A 17,913-nucleotide genomic window follows, 5' to 3' on the forward strand; every position below is an offset into this window, starting at 1 on the left:
TCCTGAACTCCCCGTACTCGCATTGGGAGACTCCAAATGACCCGGCACTACGAAGACAGCAACAGCACCGTCAAGACCCGTCGCCAACAGGAAGACCAACGCCGCATGGCGTTCCGTCGCGCAATCGAAGACCGCTGCGAAGAGCGTCAACTGCTCCAGAGCTTCAGTGACTACCCGGAGCTCCACTGGCAGGCACCCGTGGCTGCCCAGCGAAGCGCTCAGCCAGCACGCTGATCTGCACCCGCTCGCTGCGGATAAAACCCAGGAACGCATGCGCCACCGGTGACAGGCGTTTGGCCTTGGCCTGCACCAGGCACCAACTGCGGTACAGCGGCAGCTCCTCCACCGGCAACTCCTTGAGCCCGCCGGTGGCCAGCTCCATATTGACGGCGTGGCGCGTGAGCAAGGCCACGCCCAACCCTGCGCTTACGCATTCGCGCTGGGCTTCGGCCGACGCGACTTCCACCGTTTGGGTGAAGTGCACGCGTTTCTCCTTGAAGTATTCCTCGCAGGCCAGTCGCGTGCCGGAACCGGGCTCGCGCAGTAACAGCGTGTAGGGTTCCAGGTCTTGCAGGCGTAGCGGGCCTTGCAGGCTCAAGGGGTGGTCGAGCGGTGCCACGGCGACGATCGGGTTGTTGAGAAACGGCAGGAACTCCAGGCCCATGTCCTGGGGCACCATAGACATGATGACCAGGTCATCGCGGTTGTCCGACAGCCTGCGAATCACCTGGGCGCGGTTGACCACCGTCAGCTGCAATTGCACTTCGGGGTGTTGGCGCTTGAAGGCCGCGAACAGGTGCGGCACGAAATACTTGGCGCTGGACTCCACCGCCAGCTTCAACTGGCCCTGCAGCGAGCCCTGCATGTCCGACAGTTGCATGTCGAGGTTTTCCAGGCGCCCGAAAATATCGCGACTGGCCCGTTGCAGGGCTTCGGCGGCTTCGGTCATGTAGAGTTTTTTGCCGACGTAATCGAACAGCGGCTGGCCGATCAGCTCTTCCAGCTGGCGGATTTGCAGGCTGACCGCCGGTTGCGTGAGAGACATTTCCTCGGCGGCGCGGCTGTAAGAGCGCAAATCACACACTTCATTGAAAATCTGCAGTTGACGCAATGTCATACGCATCAATGACTTACGCATTTTTAATTCCTGTTGGTGCGGCCTGTCCGGCCAACTATAAGTCTTTACTTATGCCTAACCCAATAATTATTGATTTTTGTTAATTCCTTGAGCGGCTTAGTGTGTGTCACGCGACTGGCTTGAAACATTTGGTCACGCGTCGACCCGGGTCTAGCGGGTCGAAGAACGCAGCAATCGGCTCAAGGGAATTTCCAAGTGATAAAAAAGATCCTGATCGCCAACCGTGGTGAAATCGCCGTACGCATCGTGCGAGCCTGCGCCGAGATGGGGATTCGCTCGGTTGCGGTGTTTTCCGATGCCGACCGTCATGCGCTGCACGTCAAGCGTGCCGACGAAGCCCACAGCATTGGCGCCGAGCCTCTGGCCGGTTACCTGAACCCGCGCAAGCTGGTGAACCTGGCGGTGGAAACCGGCTGTGATGCGTTGCACCCGGGCTATGGTTTCCTTTCGGAAAACGCCGAGCTGGCAGACATCTGCGCCGAACGTGGGATCAAGTTCATTGGCCCATCGGCCGAGGTCATCCGCCGCATGGGCGACAAGACCGAAGCGCGCCGCAGCATGATCAAGGCCGGTGTGCCGGTCACTCCCGGCACCGAAGGCAACGTCGCCGATATCCATGAAGCCCTTACCGAAGGTGATCGCATTGGTTACCCGGTGATGCTCAAGGCCACTTCCGGTGGTGGCGGTCGCGGTATCCGTCGCTGCAACAGCCGCGAAGAACTCGAACAAGCCTTCCCGCGCGTCATCTCCGAAGCCACCAAGGCATTCGGTTCGGCGGAAGTGTTCCTGGAAAAATGCATCGTCAACCCCAAGCACATCGAGGCGCAGATCCTCGGTGACAGCTTCGGCAACGTGGTGCATCTGTTCGAGCGCGATTGCTCGATCCAGCGCCGTAACCAGAAGCTCATCGAAATCGCCCCCAGCCCGCAGCTGACACCCGAACAGCGCGCCTACATCGGCGACCTGTCGGTGCGTGCAGCCAAGGCGGTGGGCTACGAGAACGCCGGTACCGTGGAGTTCCTGCTCGCCGAGGGCGAGGTGTACTTCATGGAGATGAATACCCGGGTGCAGGTGGAACACACCATCACCGAAGAAATCACCGGGATCGATATTGTCCGTGAGCAGATCCGCATCGCCTCGGGCCTGCCGCTGTCGGTGAAACAGGAAGACATCCATCACCGCGGTTTCGCGTTGCAGTTCCGTATCAACGCCGAAGACCCGAAGAACAACTTCCTGCCCAGCTTCGGCAAGATCACCCGTTACTACGCGCCCGGCGGTCCCGGCGTGCGCACCGACACGGCGATCTACACCGGCTACACCATTCCGCCGTTCTACGACTCCATGTGCCTGAAACTGGTGGTGTGGGCATTGACCTGGGAAGAAGCCATGGACCGTGGCCTGCGTGCCCTGGACGACATGCGCCTGCAAGGTGTGAAGACCACCGCCGCCTACTACCAGGAAATCCTGCGCAACCCGGAATTCCGCAGCGGCCAGTTCAATACAAGCTTTGTGGAAAGCCACCCTGAGCTGACCAACTACTCGATCAAGCGCAAACCCGAAGAGCTGGCCCTGGCCATCGCCGCCGCCATCGCCGCCCACGCAGGCCTGTGAGGAATACAACAATGACCAAGAAGATTTTCGTAACCGACACCATCCTGCGCGACGCTCACCAATCGCTGCTCGCGACCCGCATGCGTACCGATGACATGCTGCCGATCTGCGACAAGCTCGACAAAGTCGGCTACTGGTCCCTGGAAGTCTGGGGCGGCGCGACCTTTGACGCTTGCGTGCGTTTCCTGAAAGAAGACCCGTGGGAGCGCCTGCGCAAACTGCGCGCCGCGTTACCTAATACCCGCCTGCAAATGCTGCTGCGTGGCCAGAACCTGCTGGGCTACCGCCACTACAGCGACGACGTGGTCAAAGCGTTTGTCGCCAAGGCCGCCGTGAATGGCATCGACGTGTTCCGCATCTTCGACGCGATGAACGATGTGCGTAACCTGCGCGTGGCCATCGAAGCGGTGAAAGCCGCCGGCAAACATGCCCAAGGCACGATCGCCTACACCACCAGCCCCGTGCACACCATCGACGCGTTTGTGGCCCAGGCCAAGCAGATGGAGTCCATGGGTTGCGACTCGGTCGCGATCAAAGACATGGCTGGCCTGCTGACCCCGTATGCCACCGGCGAACTGGTCAAGGCCTTGAAAGCCGAGCAGAGCCTGCCGGTGTTCATTCACTCTCACGACACCGCCGGCCTGGCCGCGATGTGCCAACTCAAGGCCATTGAAAACGGCGCCGATCATATCGATACCGCGATTTCCAGCTTCGCCTGGGGCACCAGCCATCCGGGCACCGAATCGATGGTCGCGGCCCTTAAAGGCAGCGAGTTCGACACCGGCCTCGACCTGGAGCTGCTGCAGGAAATCGGTCTGTACTTCTACGCCGTGCGCAAGAAGTACCACCAGTTCGAAAGCGAATTCACCGCGGTCGACACCCGCGTGCAAGTCAACCAGGTACCGGGCGGGATGATTTCCAACCTGGCCAACCAGTTGAAGGAGCAGGGCGCCCTCAACCGCATGGGCGAAGTACTGGCTGAAATCCCGCGTGTGCGCGAAGACCTCGGTTTCCCGCCGCTGGTCACGCCGACCTCGCAGATCGTCGGCACCCAGGCGTTCTTCAACGTGTTGGCCGGTGAACGCTACAAGACCATCACCAACGAAGTGAAGCTGTACCTGCAGGGTGGCTACGGCAAGGCGCCAGGCACGGTGAACGAGAAATTGCGTCGCCAGGCCATCGGCAGTGAAGACGTGATAGACGTGCGCCCGGCCGACCTGCTCAAGCCGGAAATGACCAAGCTGCGTGGCGAGATCGGCGCGTTGGCCAAGTCCGAAGAAGACGTGCTGACCTACGCCATGTTCCCGGACATCGGCCGCAAGTTCCTCGAAGAACGTGAGGCCGGCACCCTGGCGCCGGAAGTCCTGTTGCCGATCCCAGAAGCCGGCGGCGTGGCCCGCGCCGGGGGCGAAGGTGTACCGACCGAGTTCGTCATCGACGTGCACGGCGAAAGCTACCGCGTGGATATCACCGGTGTCGGTGTGAAGGCTGAAGGCAAACGGCATTTCTACCTGTCCATTGATGGCATGCCGGAAGAGGTGGTGTTCGAACCGCTCAACGAGTTTGTCAGCAGCGGCGGCAGCAAGCGCAAGCACGCCAGCGCGCCGGGTCATGTGAGCACGGCAATGCCGGGCAATATCGTCGATGTGCTGGTCAAGGAAGGCGACGTGGTCAAGGCCGGCCAGGCCGTGCTGATCACCGAGGCCATGAAGATGGAAACCGAAGTACAGGCCGCCATTGCCGGTAAGGTCACTGCGGTGCATGTGGCCAAGGGCGACCGGGTCAACCCGGGTGAAATCCTGATCGAAATCGAAGGCTGATCCACAGCCTTCGACACTACCGCTTAAACCTCGGGGGGCATGTGCCCCCTTTTTTTTGCCTGGCGCTCGGGCGGTCCGGCCTTAGAACGTCATCGCCCACTGCCCCATCAACGCGTGGTTGCGACTGTGGCTGCCGACCTCGGCGGTATAGGCCAGGCCTACGCTATGTTCGGCCGACAGGGCCATGTCCACGCCGGTGCGCAATGCCAGGCTGTCACGGTCCAGGGAGGTGCCGACGATGGTGAATTCACTGTTGAAATCCTCGCGTTTTTCCTGGGCGAAGGACTGGCGCACGCGGCTGTCGACGTTGCCATACAGATGTTTCCAGTGGGTGCTCAGGTGCGGTTTGAGGGCGATGCGGTTACCCAGTGCAAAGTCATGGCTCAAGCGCAGGCCGACGGTGCTACTGAGGTTTTGCTGGGTCTGTGTACCAACGTTCAACGCGCTATAGCCGCCTTTTTCCTGGAAGCGCTCACGTTGGTAGCGCTGTAAACCGATGCCGGCGAAGGGCTCGGCACGTAGGCCGCCAGTGTCCAGTTGATAGCCAAGCTCTGCGAAAGCGTTTTGGCTCTGAGCGGTGTACTTGCCGGTGAGGGACTCGCGGTAGCCGACGAAGTCAAAATCGACCGTGCGTTTGTTTTGCCCGGTATGCCGGCTGTAGAGCGCGCCCAGGCGCAATGCGAACGGGCCGTCTCGGCGCACGGCGTATCCACCCAGGTGCCAACTGTCCAACTCACCCTGGAACCCCTTGGTGCTCAGGTCGCTGTCCGATTTGCCACCCACTACACCGATCCGCCATGCGTGGTCCAGTGACCAGTCGGCACCCAGCAGCACGCCTTGGGTGCTTTGACTCAAGCCGGCGCTACCGTGTTGGGCATTGAGCCGGCCGCCGCTTCCCAGGCCCTGGAGCCAAAAGCGCCCCGTCTCGCGGGTGTCATTATCCAACTGACGTATTGCCGACAACAGGTTGGCGGTCAGGGGCTGCAGGCTGTTTTGAGTCGCGGTGCCCAGATTGGCGTTCTGGCTGCCGGCCAATTGTTCAAGCGTGGCGGCTAACCGGCCCGGTGCCAGGCTGCCCAGGTAATGGCCGTACTCTTCAAGTTGATGCTTTTCCCATTCGCTCAATGTGTCCGATGCCAGCAGTGCGTCGACTGCGGAGTCCAGCACGCGGGCGACGCTCAGGCCGTTACGGCTGCCGGCATGGTCGGCAAAATAAAACTCTTCAGGCGCAGGCTCCACCGGGCCGACGTGCGCTTTTTCGCTGCTCTGCGCGACTGGCGCAAACCACTCGCTGTCAGGCTCCATATCGCCACGTGCCTGAGCGCAGTGAGCGCTGGTGGCTCCCAGCAGCAGGGAGATAGCGAGTGCAAATTGCTTGTGTATAAACGTCATCTAAACCCACCTCTTCATGTATGAGGCGGTGGAATTTAGCGGGGGGCAGAAGGGATAACTGTCAGGCCGGCGACCCCTCGTTTGCGGGAGATGTCTCTAGTCTGCTGCGATTAAAATTGCGCCCAGGCGGCAGGCCGCGGTGTCCCTTTTGGCTTTCATCGCTTGGCATAACCCTTACCGTAGTGCCGCTCCATACGGGCCTGGATCAGTTCCAGCGCCAGCGACATCACCCAGTAGATGATCGCCGCCGTGGTGAGCATCTCGATATAGCGATAGCTTGAACGGCCGTAGGACTGCGCGAGGAACATTACCTCCCACACGCCCATCACCGAGATCAGGGACGAGTCCTTGAGCATGGAGATGAACTGGTTGGTGGCGGGCGGAACAATGGTGCGCATGGCCTGGGGCAGGGTGACGTGCCAGAAGATCGCACTGTCGCGCATGCCCAGGGCCAGGGCGGCTTCGCGTTGGCCATGTGGCACGCCCAGGATACCGGCGCGGAAAATCTCGCTCAGGTAGGCGCCATAGTTCAGCGACAGCGCGATGATGCCGGCTACGATCGCGCCCGGCACCAGGCCCAGTTGTGGCAGGCCCAGGTAGATCAGCAGGATCTGGATAAGCAGCGGCGTACCGCGAAAAAACGAGGCGTAAAAACTGGCAATGCCGAACGCCACGGCACTTTTCGACAGGCGCCCCAGAGCGGTGATAAAGCCCAACACCGATGACGCCAGCATTGAGCACAGGCACAAGAAGAGCGTCAGCGCGGCGCCTTGCAGGAAGCCGTTGGGCGCCAAGTGCAGGCCGACCAGGTTGGGCAACTTGTCGAGGATGATCGAGAATTTCAGGTCAAAACTCAGGAAGAAGCTGGCAAACAGGGCGAACAGCGCCGCCCAAGTGAGGTACAGCCGTGTGCGAAAGCCCAGCAGGCGCTGCAGCAAGGGGGGGCTGGACGGTGTCATCGGCTGATATCGGCGCCAATCCATTTTTGCGACAGCGCGCTCAAGGTGCCGTCCTGTTTGAGCTGGGCAAAGACCTCACGCACCTTGCTGTCCCACGCCGCGTCGCCTTTCTCGATGGCGACCGAGTTGGGCTCCGAGTACAGCGGCTCGCCGGCCAGCTTGAAGCGCTTGTCTTCGGTCAGGCGCGGCTGGGCGGTAACCAGGTTGGTGAGGATGGCATCCAGGCGCACGCCGGCACCCAGGCCGAGGTCCTGGAAGGCGACATTGTCGGTGTCGTACGGGGCGATCTGCACGTCCTCGAACGGGTACTGCAATGGCGTGTCTTCGGCGCCTTCGATCACCAGGTTCTTGTTCAGGTAGCTTTCGTAACTGGAGGCGCTGGTAAGGCCGACTTTCTTGCCGCTCAGGTCCTTGGCCGTGTGGATGCGCTCGTCCTTGGCATTGACCACGATCACCGCCGGCGAGGCGTAGTACTCCACCGGGAAATCAAACACTTCGGCGCGGGCTTTGCTCGGGGTCATCGAGCAGATGCAAATGTCGTAGCGCCCGCTCCAGCGGCCGGCGGCGATCACGTCCCATGAGGGCGTCTCCAGGCGCAGCTTCACGCCCAATTTCTGCGCCACAGCCTTTGCCACGTCAACGTCGAAGCCACTCAGCTGGTTCTGGTCGTTGAGGAACGAAAATGGCGGGTAACTTTCCATCAGCACGCCCACCAGCTCTTTTTTCTGCTCGATGCGATCCAGCGTGGCACCACCGAAGGCTTGAGTGGAAGCAACGAGTGTCATCAGGCCCAAGGCCAACAGGGGTTTAAGTTTCACGAATGACACCTTTAGAAAAAAGAGTTGTTATGCACCAAACTGAGTGTATTAAATAGTTATAAAAACGACTCTCATAGTGAGTTATTTTCATAAGCTTATGAGTAAAAAACATATGGGCGCAGAAACAGTGATTCTCGATGGCGGCATGGGCCGTGAACTGCAACGCCGTGGCGCGCCGTTCCGTCAGCCGGAGTGGTCGGCTTTGGCGTTGAGCGAGGCGCCGCAGGCGGTGGAGGCGGTGCATGCGGCTTATATCGACAGTGGCGCGAACGTGATCACCAGCAATAGCTATGCGGTGGTGCCGTTTCATATTGGTGAGCAGCAGTTTGCGGCGCAAGGCCAGGCCCTGGCGGCCTTGGCGGGTGAGTTGGCGCGGCGGGCGGTAACCGCCTCGGGTAAAAATGTACGGGTGGCCGGTTCGTTGCCGCCGTTGTTTGGCTCATATCGCCCGGATTTATTTGAAGCGCAGCGTGTATCCGAGTTACTCACACCGCTGGTGCAAGGCCTGGCGCCTCACGTTGACCTGTGGCTGGCGGAAACCCAAAGCTCGATTGTCGAAGCGCGGGCGATCAAGGCCGGTCTGCCTCAGGATGGCAAGCCGTTCTGGCTGTCGTTTACCCTGAAGGACGAAGACACCGACGAAGTACCACGGCTGCGCTCCGGCGAGCCGGTGGCGGACGCGGCCGAGGCGGCTGCGCAGTTGGGCGTGCAGGTGCTGCTGTTCAACTGCAGCCAGCCGGAAGTGATCGGCGCGGCGATTGATGCTGCGCGCCAGACCTTTGAGCGACTGGGCGTAGCGATCCAGATCGGTGCCTACGCCAATGCCTTCCCTCCGCAGCCCAAGGAAGCCACGGCCAACGATGGCCTCGACCCGTTGCGTGACGACCTCGACCCACCCGGCTACCTGCACTGGGCCGCTGATTGGCAGGCGCGCGGTGCCAGCCATCTGGGCGGTTGCTGCGGGATCGGGCCTGAGCATATTGCGGTGCTGGCCCAGAAGCTGGGGTAGTTGGCCGGTGCTATTGCAAATGTGGCAGGGAACCCGTTCCCTGCCACAGGCATCATGCATCGTCCGGAAAGGTCAGGCCCGGCACTGCGCCAGGGTTTTCAACTGGCCCGATCCCGTCTGATTGGCTTCTGATAACCATGCCTCAAAGCCTGCGCCAATTGCCGCCCACTCCGCGTCGATGATGGAATACCACGCGGTGTCCCGGTTCTGCCCCTTGACCACCATGTGCTGGCGGAATACGCCTTCAAAGCTGAACCCCAGGCGCTCGGCCGCGTATTTGGAGCGGGCGTTGGCGTTGTTGCACTTCCATTCCAGGCGGCGGTAGCCCTGTTCGAAGGCATACCTGGCCAGCAGGTATACCGCTTCGGTGCTTTTCGGTGAGCGCTGCATCGGCGCCCCGAAGGTGACGTGGCCGATCTCGATACGGCCTTGGGCCGGGACAATGGACATCAGGCTGAGGATGCCTTGGACCTGACCGCTGGCGCGGTCGATCACGCTGAAAAAATACGGGTCGCTGTGAGCTGCGTGATTATTCAACCAGTCATTGAAGGCGCTGCGCTCAGGGAAAGGGCCGTAAGGCAGGTAGTCCCACAATTTCGGGTCGGCACCGGGGCCTTGAAGCGCTTGGAACAGATCGTCGGCATGGCGCGCCGGGTCGAGTTTTTCCAGGCGTATAAAGCGTCCTTCAAGCTGTTGCACGGTAGGCGCCGGGACGCCTTTCCAGTCGGCGGGGGAAATGGACATGCTGCGCTCCTTAAAGACCTTTGCGAAATTGAATGAAACCCGGGCGTTCGGCGATGCGTTCATACAGCTGGATCGCCGTGGCGTTGGTTTCGTGGGTCAGCCAATGGACCTTGCAGCAACCATCAGCCTTGGCGGTGGTGTAGACGAATTCGATCAACTGGCGACCGACGCCGGTGCCGCGTTGAGCGGGGTCCACCAGCAAGTCCTGCAGGTAGCAGGAATTTTCAATGCTCCAGTTGGAGCGGTGGTAGATGAAGTTGACCATGCCCACCGCCTTGCCGTCCTGCCAGGCCAGCGCCGAATGGGTCGGCTCATTGGCGTCGAGCAAACGCTGCCAGGTGCTTTGGCTCACCGCGTCCGGCAGTTCCGTGTTGTAGAACTTCAAATACGCTTGCCACAACGGCAGCCAGGCGGCGTGGTCGGCAGCAGTCACCTGGCGGATGTCGGTCGGTTTCATTCTGAAACTCCTTGGGGAATAAAGCGCGCGAGGGTCTGGTCACGCACGTCCGGGCTTGCGGCCAGGCCTTCGCGAACGCCGGCAACGTCGGCCGCGCTGCGGTTCTGGCTGAGTTTGCGCTTGCCGATCAGGCGGTCGATCGGCAGGGCGAAGCCGACGATGGCCCTGAGCATGCCGTCGATGTAGTCGGCCGGGGCATCGCTGACTTTCCACGGTTGGCTGCGATTGCCTTCATGACGGTCGGTGAGGGCACTGACCAGCTTGAGCAAGCTTGCGGCATCGGTGAACACCTCGGCCTTGCCGTAAGCGTGCACGGCGATGTAGTTCCAGGTGGGCACCACTTTGCCGTGCTCGGCCTTGGCCGGATAAAACGCCGGGCTGATGTAGGCTTCGGCGCCGGCAAAGATCACCAGGGCGTCGCTGCCATTTTGCAGCTCTTGCCACTGTGGGTTGGCCTTGGCCAGGTGCCCATAGAGCGTACCGTTGGGGCCTTCATCGGGGTTGAGCAACAGCGGCAGGTGGCTGGCTTGCAGGCCCTGCTCGCCAAAGGTCACCAACTGCGCCAGGCGGGTGTGCTGGATCAGTTGCTGGATTTCGGGCAAATCATCGAGGGCAAAGGCACGCGGTGTGTACATGGAGATTTTCCTTGGCGAATGCCTGCATCCTAGGCAGGCTATTGGTTCGTTGTAAGAGCCATCTAGGGTCAATTTCATAGGTCCAATATGCCGCCTGTTTTGCCGCCGATGTCATTCAACCCCGCCGGAATCGAGCTGGATCGCTGCCAAGGTCTGACTCGCCAGCTGTATGACGCCTTGCGCCATCGGGTGCTGGACGGGCGGCTGGTCAGCGGCACGCGCTTGCCGGCTAGCCGTGATTTGGCGGCGGCGTTGTCGATTTCGCGCAACAGCGTGGTGCGCGCTTACGACCAGCTCTACGCCGAGGGCTTTATCGAAAGTCGGGTCGGTGATGGCACCTATGTAGCTCAACTGCCCACGGCAAAAAAACTATCCACAAAACTGTCCACAGGGTTTTCAACAGGCTTATCCCCAGCCTTATCCACAAATGCGGCGAATTTGCCGGAGGATCTGGATGACGAAGTTATCCACAGTGCCGGTGTTGCGCGGATAAAAACCAACCACTTGTCTCAGCCTCCATCGGGTCCGCCACGGGCATTTCGCGTGGGCGTACCGGCGTTCGATCTGTTCCCGTTCGAGGTGTGGGCCAAGCTGAATGGGGCGTTCTGGCGCAAGCCGGATCTGGAGCAACTCTGTTACGGGGACCCGGCTGGCGATGCTCGCTTGCGCGGGTTGATTGCTGCTTACCTGCGCAGCTCACGTGGCTTGCAATGCACGGCTGAACAAATAGTGATCACCAGCGGCGCGCAGCAGGCAATCAGCCTTTGTGCACAGTTGCTGGTGGAGCCTGGCGATGCAGTGGCAGTGGAAAACCCCGGTTATCGTGCTGCCGGCCATGCGTTCGCCCTGGCCGGTGGGCGATTGCACGGAGTACCGGTGGACAACGAGGGTATCGACTGCCAGGTACTCAATACCCTTGCCGATTGCCGCGTGGCTTATGTCACGCCTTCCCATCAATACCCGCTGGGTGTGGTGATGAGCCTGGCCCGACGCCTGGAACTGCTGGCCTGGGCCGAGCGTACGGGCGGCTGGATCGTCGAGGACGACTACGATGGCGAGTACCGCTACAGCGGCGCGCCCTTGTCGCCCTTGGCGGCACTGGCTCGCAGTGGGCGGGTGCTGTATGTCGGCACGTTCGGCAAAGTAGCGTTCCCGGCCTTGCGCCTGGGTTATCTGGTATTACCGCCGGGGCTGGTGGACGCCTTCTCCCGGCGCCGTGCCGTCGACATGCGGCACTCGGAAGTCAGCACCCAGGCGGTGATGGCCGAATTCATGGCGGCCGGGCACTTCCAGCGGCATATCCGCCGTATGCGCCGAGCTGCCTTGAGCCGGCGCAACGCGTTGCTCGCGGGTTGGCCGGGCGGGTTGGCGGGTATCGGCGAACTGCCCAGCGTGGCCGCTGGGCTGCACCTGACCGTGCGGGTGGAGACATTGGCGCGCGAACAGCAACTGCTCGCCCAGGCCCGTGAGGTGGGGGTGGAAGTCAACGGTCTGAGCAGTTACTGGCTGCCCCAATCAAGCATGCCGGCTGACCAGCGCGCTGGCCTGGTGATGGGGTTTGCCGCCGTGCCGGAGGTGGAAATTGCACTCGCGCTCAAGCGTCTGCACGCCGCATGGCAGGCCGGGTAATTAACTACCGTCTGGCCTGGTGAAGAGGCCAATACCGTGAGGGCTTCCTGTGTCTTTGCTCTAGGTAGACGATCATGCCCGACCCACTTTCCCCACCCCCCGTTGTCGATGCGCTGCAGTTGCGCACCAGCCAGTTGTTCGCTTTACGCCCCACCCTTGGCACGTTAGGCATTACTCAGGCCCAGCTCGAGGCCGACCCGGAGGCGGTGCTTGAGTATTACGCCGAGCAGTTGATCGAGTTCTTCTGCGCGCCCGGCCCGGCTTCGGAAACTCGCTGGCGCGAGTTAGCGCAGATGCTTGCACAGCGGCTGCGTAAGGTTCTGCGCAAGCAGGCAGATCCCGTCATCCGCAGGCTGCTCCAGGCTGTGCTCGCGTTTCCCGACAGCGGCGAGCGAACCTCCACGATTGAGGTCTATGGCGTTCAACGGCACAACGACCTCGCATTGGCGATCGTGGGGGCCGGTACAACGCTGATCTACTCCGTGAGACATGGCCTTGAGGTTTTTACGTCTGCTCAGCAGGCCGAGGTGTTGGTAGACGCTGAGCGGCTTGAGCATGACGTCTTCGAGGGCTGGGCGCTGTGTGGGCTGGAAGCGGCGTTGCAACGTATCGATGCGATTGACCTCAGTGAAAGCCCGCGCCTTGAGCCTCTGGATCGACAACTGGCCTGGGCGACCCGGTTCCGTGATTTCTTCGAGCAGGACCCCGAGCCGCAGGGGCTGCGTGAATCGTTACCGTCCTGGCTGAAAGAAGCCTCGCGCACGGGGCGATTGGCTTACAGCAGGCTGTTGGTGAGAGCCGCCTGGGCCTATCAGAAATATTGCGTCCGCACCCAGCTCGACGACCTGCCGGAGGACGACGCCGCGCACCAAGCCTGCTTCGCTCGGGAAATGGCCATGGACCTGTGCAAGGTGGCGTTGGAATACAGTCTTCAAGGTCTGGCGGGGGTTACGCTCGAGGGTTATTACCGGCTTCGCGCAGCCGTGAGAACTTACGCGACCCATCGTCACGTGCAGGGCGAGCCGATGGTGTTCAGGCGGTTGGCGGATGAGTCAGGCTACCTGATCGGTGCTGGGAGCGATGAGGTCGGCCCCTGGTTGGTGTTTCGGCCGTGGTTGGCACAGGTCTTCCAACAAGTGATGACTGCCCCTGCATCTGGCGCGGTGTTGTCCCAGCCTTTCGCTGAAATGTTCTTGACCCGCAAGATGCTGCTCGCAAGCCCCTTCAAGACGCAGGTTACGCAAAATGCTCAAGTACCCTGGCGCGACGGCGTTCGCTGGATGCGGCAGGTGGCCCTGCTGCTGGTTTATCCCGCCAGGCCACAAGGCCAGGAACCTGCGTCGCCACACCCGCGCGTCAAGCGGCTGGATGCCGCGTGGGCGGGGGCACGGCAGGTGCTTTCGGCAGTCCAGCAGCATCAATTGGCGGCGATAGCACACCCGTCAAAGGTAGGCGAGATGATTCATGAGGGGGTCCATAAAGGTCTGCACCTCTTCGATAACGGGCTCGTCTACAACAAGGACGAGAACCACTTCTACGTGCTGTCGCACATTCGCATCAGCCCTGTCTTTAATATCAACAGCCCGGTCTACCAGGTGGTCGATCGGCCGCAAAAACCCGCAACCCTGGGGCCCGACATCAGCCGTAATGACCAAGGTCAGTGGGACATCCGCCGGGTGCCGCGGCTCAAGCGTGATGTGCGAGGGCTGAGTGTGCGTGGGCGTAAAGCATTCGATGCAGGCCAAGCCTCACTGGCCCGGGCCAACCAGGCGGGGGCCGAAACCCTGCGCCCCGGCACGCCACCGGTTGCCGCAGAGGAGCAGTTCGAGCAACTGGCGCGGGGGTTGGACGACGCTGCCCGCGTGCTTGCGCAATTCACCCAAAGCCGCAGCAATGAGGACTGCGTTGCCTTGATCAGCCAATTGCGGGTCACTGCCCTTCAGTTGCGCAACAAAGGACATCGCCTGCGTATCGATATGATCCGCACCAGCCAGACCCCAACCGTTGGCGATGTGGAATACCTGCTGGGGCAACGTGCGATTTGTATCCGCCGGATCAATGGCCGGGTGCCGGAAACCATCGACGGCACGGTGGACTATCTGCAGGAATACGAAGTACTGGACGTGATGGGCGGCTATCGGCCCCTGTGGTACGCGCACTTTCATTACCCCTTGCTGCACACACCGCCAGACCAGCCCTCCAAGGCGCACCTGAAGTTAGCCGAGCAGCGCAGAATGGGCCGCGTCTTTGAACAGGCCGAACGCAGCGCCGGGCGCCACTCGCAGGTCTACCGTGGGCCGATCGGCACGCCCTCCGGGCGGCGCATTTTTCTGGATGTGAAGTAACACGCACCGGAGCGAGCGACCTCGCTCCGGTGGGCCTTGCCACTGTGTGATCAAGTACCGGATTTGATCTTGGTCCAGGCGCGCGTCCTGGCGCGTTCGGCATCACGCGCCAGGGGTTTCAAGGTGTAGAGCGTTGCCATGGCCGCCTCGGTCGGGTACAGGTTGGGGTTGTTGCGAATGGCTGGGTCGACGTGTTCGGTCGCGTCCTTGTTCGGGTTGGGGTAGCCGACGAAATCACTGATCGGCGCAATCACCTGGGGTTGCAGCAAGTAGTTGATGAAGGTGTAGGCGTCTTGCGGGTTCTGCGCGCCTTTAGGAATGGCGAGCATGTCGAACCAGATCGGTGCGCCTTCTTTGGGCAGGCGCATGTCCACGGTGACGCCGTTCTTGGCTTCCTTGGCGCGGTTGGCGGCCTGGGAAAAACTGCCCGAGTAACCCACGGCCACGCAAAGGTCGCCGTTGGCGATATCGGCCATGTACTTGGAGGAGTGGAAGTAGGTGATGTACGGACGGATTTTCATCAACAGGGCTTGTGCCTTGTCGTAATCCTTGGGGTTGCTGCTGTTGGGGTCCAGGCCCAGGTGCTGCAGGGCCAGCGGCAGGATTTCCGACGGCGAATCCAGGAAGGCTACCCCACATTGCTTGAGCTTGCTGATGTTCTCTTCCTTGAAGATCAGGTCCCAACTGTCCACCGGCGCATCGGGCCCCAGTGCCGCCTTGACCTTGTCTGGGTTGAAGCCGATCAGGATGGTGCCGTACATGTAGGGCACGGCGAATTTATTGCCGGGGTCATTGGCCTCGATCAGCTTCATCAGCTTGGAGTCGAGGTGGTTCCAGTTGGGAAGCTGGCTGCGATCCAGGGGCTGGAAGACGCCCGCTTCGATCTGCTTGGCCAGGAACACGTTGGACGGCACCACCACGTCATACCCGGAGTTGCCGGTGAGCAGCTTGGCTTCCAGGGCTTCGTTGGTGTCGAAGATGTCGTACACCAGTTTGATCTGGGGGTTTTGTGCCTTGAAGTCCTCAAGGGCCTTGGGCGTGATGTAGTCGAACCAGTTGTAGACCTTGAGGGGTTTTTCTTCGGCCTGCGTCGCGCCGCTCAATACGGCGGCGCACAGGGCCAGAGTGGTGAGCATCTTCATTGGGCGGCTCCTGCTTGTTCGAAACCTTCGAGGACGTTGACGGCGTTGATACCGATTTCTTCGACGGCGTAGCCGCCTTCCATCACGAACAGCGTGGGCCTGCCAAGACGCGCGATGCGCTGACCCATCGCCAGGTAATCCGGGCTGTCGAGTTTGAATTGCGAGATAGGGTCGTCTTTGAACGTGTCCACTCCCAGGGACACCACAATGACGTCGGCATCAAAGCGTTCGGTCTCCTGGCACGCCGCTTCGAGCGCGGCGCTCCAGGTGTCCCAGCCGGAGCCGGCCGGCAGCGGGTAGTTGAAGTTGAAGCCCTCGCCAGGCCCTTCTCCCAGCTCATCGGCATACCCCAGGAAAAACGGGAACTCAGCCTCCGGGTGGCCGTGGATGGAGGTGAAGAGCACATCGCTGCGGTCATAGAAAATCGACTGGGTGCCGTTGCCGTGGTGGTAATCCACGTCGATGATCGCGACTTTTGCATGGCCCTGGTCGAGGAACGCCTGGGCTGCGATGGCGGCGTTGTTCAGGTAGCAATAACCGCCCATCAAATCACTGGCGGCGTGATGCCCGGGTGGGCGGCACAGGGCAAAGGCACTGCGGGCGCCTTGCTGGATCGCCTGCTGCGCGGTGAGCGCTACCTGTGCCGCGCTGTAGGCGGCTTGCCAGGTACCGACGGTAATCGGCGCACCGCCGTCGAAGCTGTAGTAGCCCAGTTGGCCGTGCAAGCTGGTGGGCAACACCCGGCGCAGGGTGCGGGCAGGCCAGGTGTAGGGCAGCAGGTCGCCGTCCTGGCCGTATTCGGTCCAGCGGGCCCAGGCGTTTTTGAAAAATTCCAGATAGTCGCGGCTGTGGATGCGCTGCAGCGGGGCCAGGCCGAAGTCCTGTGGTGCCTGCACCGGTCCCAGGTCACGGTCCTTGACCCGTTGCAGCACATGGTCGGCGCGCGACGGCATTTCGAAGCAGGGCATCAATTGCCCGTCCATCAATTCGCAGCGTCCGTGGTGTAGATGGTGATCGTCTGAATAGATCGTCAGCATGGGGGCTCCCGCAGGCGTGTTGTTGTGCCTTCAAGTGTTGCGGTGCGGGGGCGGCCAAGAGAATGGCAGGAGCGGCCAGAAGGGGATAAATGTGGCCAAAGACTTTGACCGTAATTCGCCCGCTAATGGCGCATCAGGCTGGGCGCGACCCCACTCCAGCGCATAAACGCGTGGCGAAAACTTGCGGTCTCGCTGAAACCCAATTGTTCGGCGATCTTGTAAATGGGCCATTGCCCTTGCGCCAGCCATTGCTTGGCCTGCTCAAAGCGCAGCTCGTCGAGTAATTGCTGGTAGCTGCAACCTAACGCATGCAGATGCCGGCGCAGGGTTCGTGCGGAACAGTTCATCTGCGCCGCCAAGCCGTCCAGGCCGGGCGCGGCGTGCAATTGCTCGGCCAGCAACTGGCGCACGCGGTTGAGCCAGGCCTGGCGCCCGGTGAATTCGGAGTTCTGTTTGCGGCAGCGTTCGGCCATCGCCCGATGGGTGATGGCATCGGCCAGGGGCAAGGGTTGTTGCAACCACTGGGCGTCGAACGCAAAGCCGTTGTGCCGTGCATCGAACTGCAAAGGGCAGTCGAAACGCTCCGCGTATCGCGGGTGGTAGGCGGGTGCCGGGTAGTCGAAACGCGCTTCACGCAACGGCAGCGGGCCGCCGAGCAAGTCATCGCAAATGACTTTCATCGACACCAGGCAAAACTCCACATTGAACGCCGCCAGCGCGGGATTTTCCCGATAGTCGCCGGCGGTCAGCCAAATCTGCTCGCCGTCTTCCACCAGGCTGAGTTCAAAAAGTGTTCCCAACAGCGCCGGGTAGCGCAGCGCCAGACGCAAAGCGTCACCTAAGGTGGCACTCGTCAACAACGCATAGCCGAGCAGACCGTAGGACGACACGTGCATGCGCTGGCCCAGTTCCAGGCCAATGTCCTGGCGCAGGGCTACGGCATTGGCGCATACGCGCATCTCCTGGCAGGTGGTGATGCGCGTGTCGGCGCGGCGCATGTCTGCTGTGCCAATGCCGCTGCCGGCCAGTAATACCTCGGCCGGCTGCCCCTGGTCCTTGAAAGTCGCCAGGACCAGAGATACAGCGTTGAGGGTCGTGAGGTGTGAATGCAGCATGGGGACACCCGCGCGAAGAAGTGGCACTGGTGCAGCAAATTGCATGCCGTGCCCCTGGTATC

At 61.4% G+C, this 17,913-nt stretch carries 16 protein-coding genes; 6 read left to right on the plus strand and 10 right to left on the minus strand.

Annotated elements, in window-relative coordinates; genetic code table 11:
• The first annotated feature begins 36 nt into the window (after positions 1-36).
• Positions 37-234: a PA3496 family putative envelope integrity protein gene (locus tag DK870_RS10015; RefSeq protein ID WP_081087085.1), complete on the plus strand. Its 198-nt coding sequence runs from the start codon at positions 37-39 to the stop codon at positions 232-234.
• On the opposite strand, the gene DK870_RS10020 is transcribed toward DK870_RS10015, so the two are convergent.
• On the minus strand, positions 164-1,138 hold the full coding sequence (locus DK870_RS10020; RefSeq protein ID WP_060756620.1) for a LysR family transcriptional regulator: 975 nt from the start codon (positions 1,136-1,138) through the stop codon (positions 164-166). The two genes, DK870_RS10015 and DK870_RS10020, sit on opposite strands and share 71 nt — an antisense overlap.
• Positions 1,139-1,333: 195 nt before the next feature.
• On the opposite strand from DK870_RS10020, the gene DK870_RS10025 reads away from it, so the two are divergent.
• Both DK870_RS10025 and oadA read left to right on the plus strand, forming a co-directional pair.
• Positions 1,334-2,749, plus strand: a complete 1,416-nt coding sequence (locus DK870_RS10025) for an acetyl-CoA carboxylase biotin carboxylase subunit (protein ID WP_060756621.1) — start codon at positions 1,334-1,336, stop codon at positions 2,747-2,749.
• 11 nt (positions 2,750-2,760) lie between these two features.
• On the plus strand, positions 2,761-4,569 hold the full coding sequence (gene oadA, locus DK870_RS10030) for a sodium-extruding oxaloacetate decarboxylase subunit alpha (protein WP_060756622.1): 1,809 nt from the start codon (positions 2,761-2,763) through the stop codon (positions 4,567-4,569).
• A gap of 81 nt (positions 4,570-4,650) precedes the next feature.
• On the opposite strand, the gene DK870_RS10035 is transcribed toward oadA, so the two are convergent.
• The 3 genes from DK870_RS10035 to DK870_RS10045 form a co-directional block, all read right to left on the minus strand.
• A complete protein-coding gene (locus tag DK870_RS10035; protein WP_161548571.1) occupies positions 4,651-5,961 on the minus strand; it encodes an autotransporter domain-containing protein in 1,311 nt (436 codons plus the stop codon).
• A 155-nt stretch (positions 5,962-6,116) separates the two neighbouring features.
• On the minus strand, positions 6,117-6,884 hold the full coding sequence (locus DK870_RS10040) for an amino acid ABC transporter permease (RefSeq protein WP_161548620.1): 768 nt from the start codon (positions 6,882-6,884) through the stop codon (positions 6,117-6,119).
• A 32-nt stretch (positions 6,885-6,916) separates the two neighbouring features.
• Positions 6,917-7,738, minus strand: a complete 822-nt coding sequence (locus tag DK870_RS10045; protein ID WP_161548573.1) for an ABC transporter substrate-binding protein — start codon at positions 7,736-7,738, stop codon at positions 6,917-6,919.
• A gap of 112 nt (positions 7,739-7,850) precedes the next feature.
• Between DK870_RS10045 and DK870_RS10050 the strand changes: the two genes are divergently transcribed.
• Positions 7,851-8,747, plus strand: coding sequence for a homocysteine S-methyltransferase family protein (locus DK870_RS10050; protein WP_161548574.1), 897 nt, complete (start codon positions 7,851-7,853; stop codon positions 8,745-8,747).
• A gap of 72 nt (positions 8,748-8,819) precedes the next feature.
• Here the strand turns inward: DK870_RS10050 and DK870_RS10055 are convergent, their stop codons facing one another.
• Genes DK870_RS10055 through DK870_RS10065 form a run of 3 tightly spaced genes read right to left on the minus strand, consistent with a single transcriptional unit; the run spans position 8,820 to position 10,583 of the window.
• A complete protein-coding gene (locus DK870_RS10055) occupies positions 8,820-9,491 on the minus strand; it encodes a GNAT family N-acetyltransferase (protein WP_161548575.1) in 672 nt (223 codons plus the stop codon).
• A 10-nt stretch (positions 9,492-9,501) separates the two neighbouring features.
• On the minus strand, positions 9,502-9,948 hold the full coding sequence (locus DK870_RS10060; protein WP_161548576.1) for a GNAT family N-acetyltransferase: 447 nt from the start codon (positions 9,946-9,948) through the stop codon (positions 9,502-9,504).
• Positions 9,945-10,583 (minus strand): FMN-binding negative transcriptional regulator, encoded by a 639-nt coding sequence (locus DK870_RS10065; protein ID WP_161548577.1) that lies wholly within the window; start codon positions 10,581-10,583, stop codon positions 9,945-9,947. Before DK870_RS10065 ends, DK870_RS10060 begins: the two co-directional genes overlap by 4 nt.
• A gap of 87 nt (positions 10,584-10,670) precedes the next feature.
• On the opposite strand from DK870_RS10065, the gene DK870_RS10070 reads away from it, so the two are divergent.
• Entirely contained in the window at positions 10,671-12,212 is a 1,542-nt protein-coding gene (locus DK870_RS10070) for a PLP-dependent aminotransferase family protein (RefSeq protein WP_161548578.1), read from the plus strand.
• Positions 12,213-12,286: 74 nt separating this feature from the next.
• Complete coding sequence (locus tag DK870_RS10075; protein WP_161548579.1) at positions 12,287-14,557, plus strand: hypothetical protein; 2,271 nt, start codon at positions 12,287-12,289, stop codon at positions 14,555-14,557.
• Positions 14,558-14,607: 50 nt separating this feature from the next.
• On the opposite strand, the gene DK870_RS10080 is transcribed toward DK870_RS10075, so the two are convergent.
• The 3 genes from DK870_RS10080 to DK870_RS10090 form a co-directional block, all read right to left on the minus strand.
• Positions 14,608-15,699 carry a polyamine ABC transporter substrate-binding protein gene (locus DK870_RS10080; RefSeq protein WP_060756631.1) on the minus strand — a complete coding sequence of 364 codons (1,092 nt, stop codon included), beginning with the start codon at positions 15,697-15,699 and terminating at the stop codon, positions 14,608-14,610.
• The gene (locus DK870_RS10085) at positions 15,696-16,736 is read right to left on the minus strand and encodes a histone deacetylase family protein (protein WP_161548580.1); all 1,041 of its coding nucleotides are present in this window, start codon (positions 16,734-16,736) and stop codon (positions 15,696-15,698) included. Before DK870_RS10085 ends, DK870_RS10080 begins: the two co-directional genes overlap by 4 nt.
• Positions 16,737-16,858: 122 nt before the next feature.
• On the minus strand, positions 16,859-17,851 hold the full coding sequence (locus DK870_RS10090; RefSeq protein WP_161548581.1) for an AraC family transcriptional regulator: 993 nt from the start codon (positions 17,849-17,851) through the stop codon (positions 16,859-16,861).
• Between the last annotated feature and the right edge of the window lie 62 nt (positions 17,852-17,913).

This window comes from Pseudomonas sp. Q1, from assembly GCF_009935975.1.
GTDB lineage: Bacteria > Pseudomonadota > Gammaproteobacteria > Pseudomonadales > Pseudomonadaceae > Aquipseudomonas > Aquipseudomonas palleroniana.

Coding starts and splice junctions, on each gene's coding strand:
- DK870_RS10050 (WP_161548574.1), top strand. CDS start 7,851: ATGGGCGCAGAAACAGTGATTCTCGATGGCGGCATGGGCCGTGAACTG.
- DK870_RS10080 (WP_060756631.1), bottom strand. CDS start 15,699: ATGAAGATGCTCACCACTCTGGCCCTGTGCGCCGCCGTATTGAGCGGC.
- oadA (WP_060756622.1), top strand. CDS start 2,761: ATGACCAAGAAGATTTTCGTAACCGACACCATCCTGCGCGACGCTCAC.
- DK870_RS10015 (WP_081087085.1), top strand. CDS start 37: ATGACCCGGCACTACGAAGACAGCAACAGCACCGTCAAGACCCGTCGC.
- DK870_RS10070 (WP_161548578.1), top strand. CDS start 10,671: ATGCCGCCTGTTTTGCCGCCGATGTCATTCAACCCCGCCGGAATCGAG.
- DK870_RS10065 (WP_161548577.1), bottom strand. CDS start 10,583: ATGTACACACCGCGTGCCTTTGCCCTCGATGATTTGCCCGAAATCCAG.
- DK870_RS10055 (WP_161548575.1), bottom strand. CDS start 9,491: ATGTCCATTTCCCCCGCCGACTGGAAAGGCGTCCCGGCGCCTACCGTG.
- DK870_RS10090 (WP_161548581.1), bottom strand. CDS start 17,851: ATGCTGCATTCACACCTCACGACCCTCAACGCTGTATCTCTGGTCCTG.
- DK870_RS10020 (WP_060756620.1), bottom strand. CDS start 1,138: ATGCGTAAGTCATTGATGCGTATGACATTGCGTCAACTGCAGATTTTC.
- DK870_RS10060 (WP_161548576.1), bottom strand. CDS start 9,948: ATGAAACCGACCGACATCCGCCAGGTGACTGCTGCCGACCACGCCGCC.
- DK870_RS10085 (WP_161548580.1), bottom strand. CDS start 16,736: ATGCTGACGATCTATTCAGACGATCACCATCTACACCACGGACGCTGC.
- DK870_RS10035 (WP_161548571.1), bottom strand. CDS start 5,961: ATGACGTTTATACACAAGCAATTTGCACTCGCTATCTCCCTGCTGCTG.
- DK870_RS10075 (WP_161548579.1), top strand. CDS start 12,287: ATGCCCGACCCACTTTCCCCACCCCCCGTTGTCGATGCGCTGCAGTTG.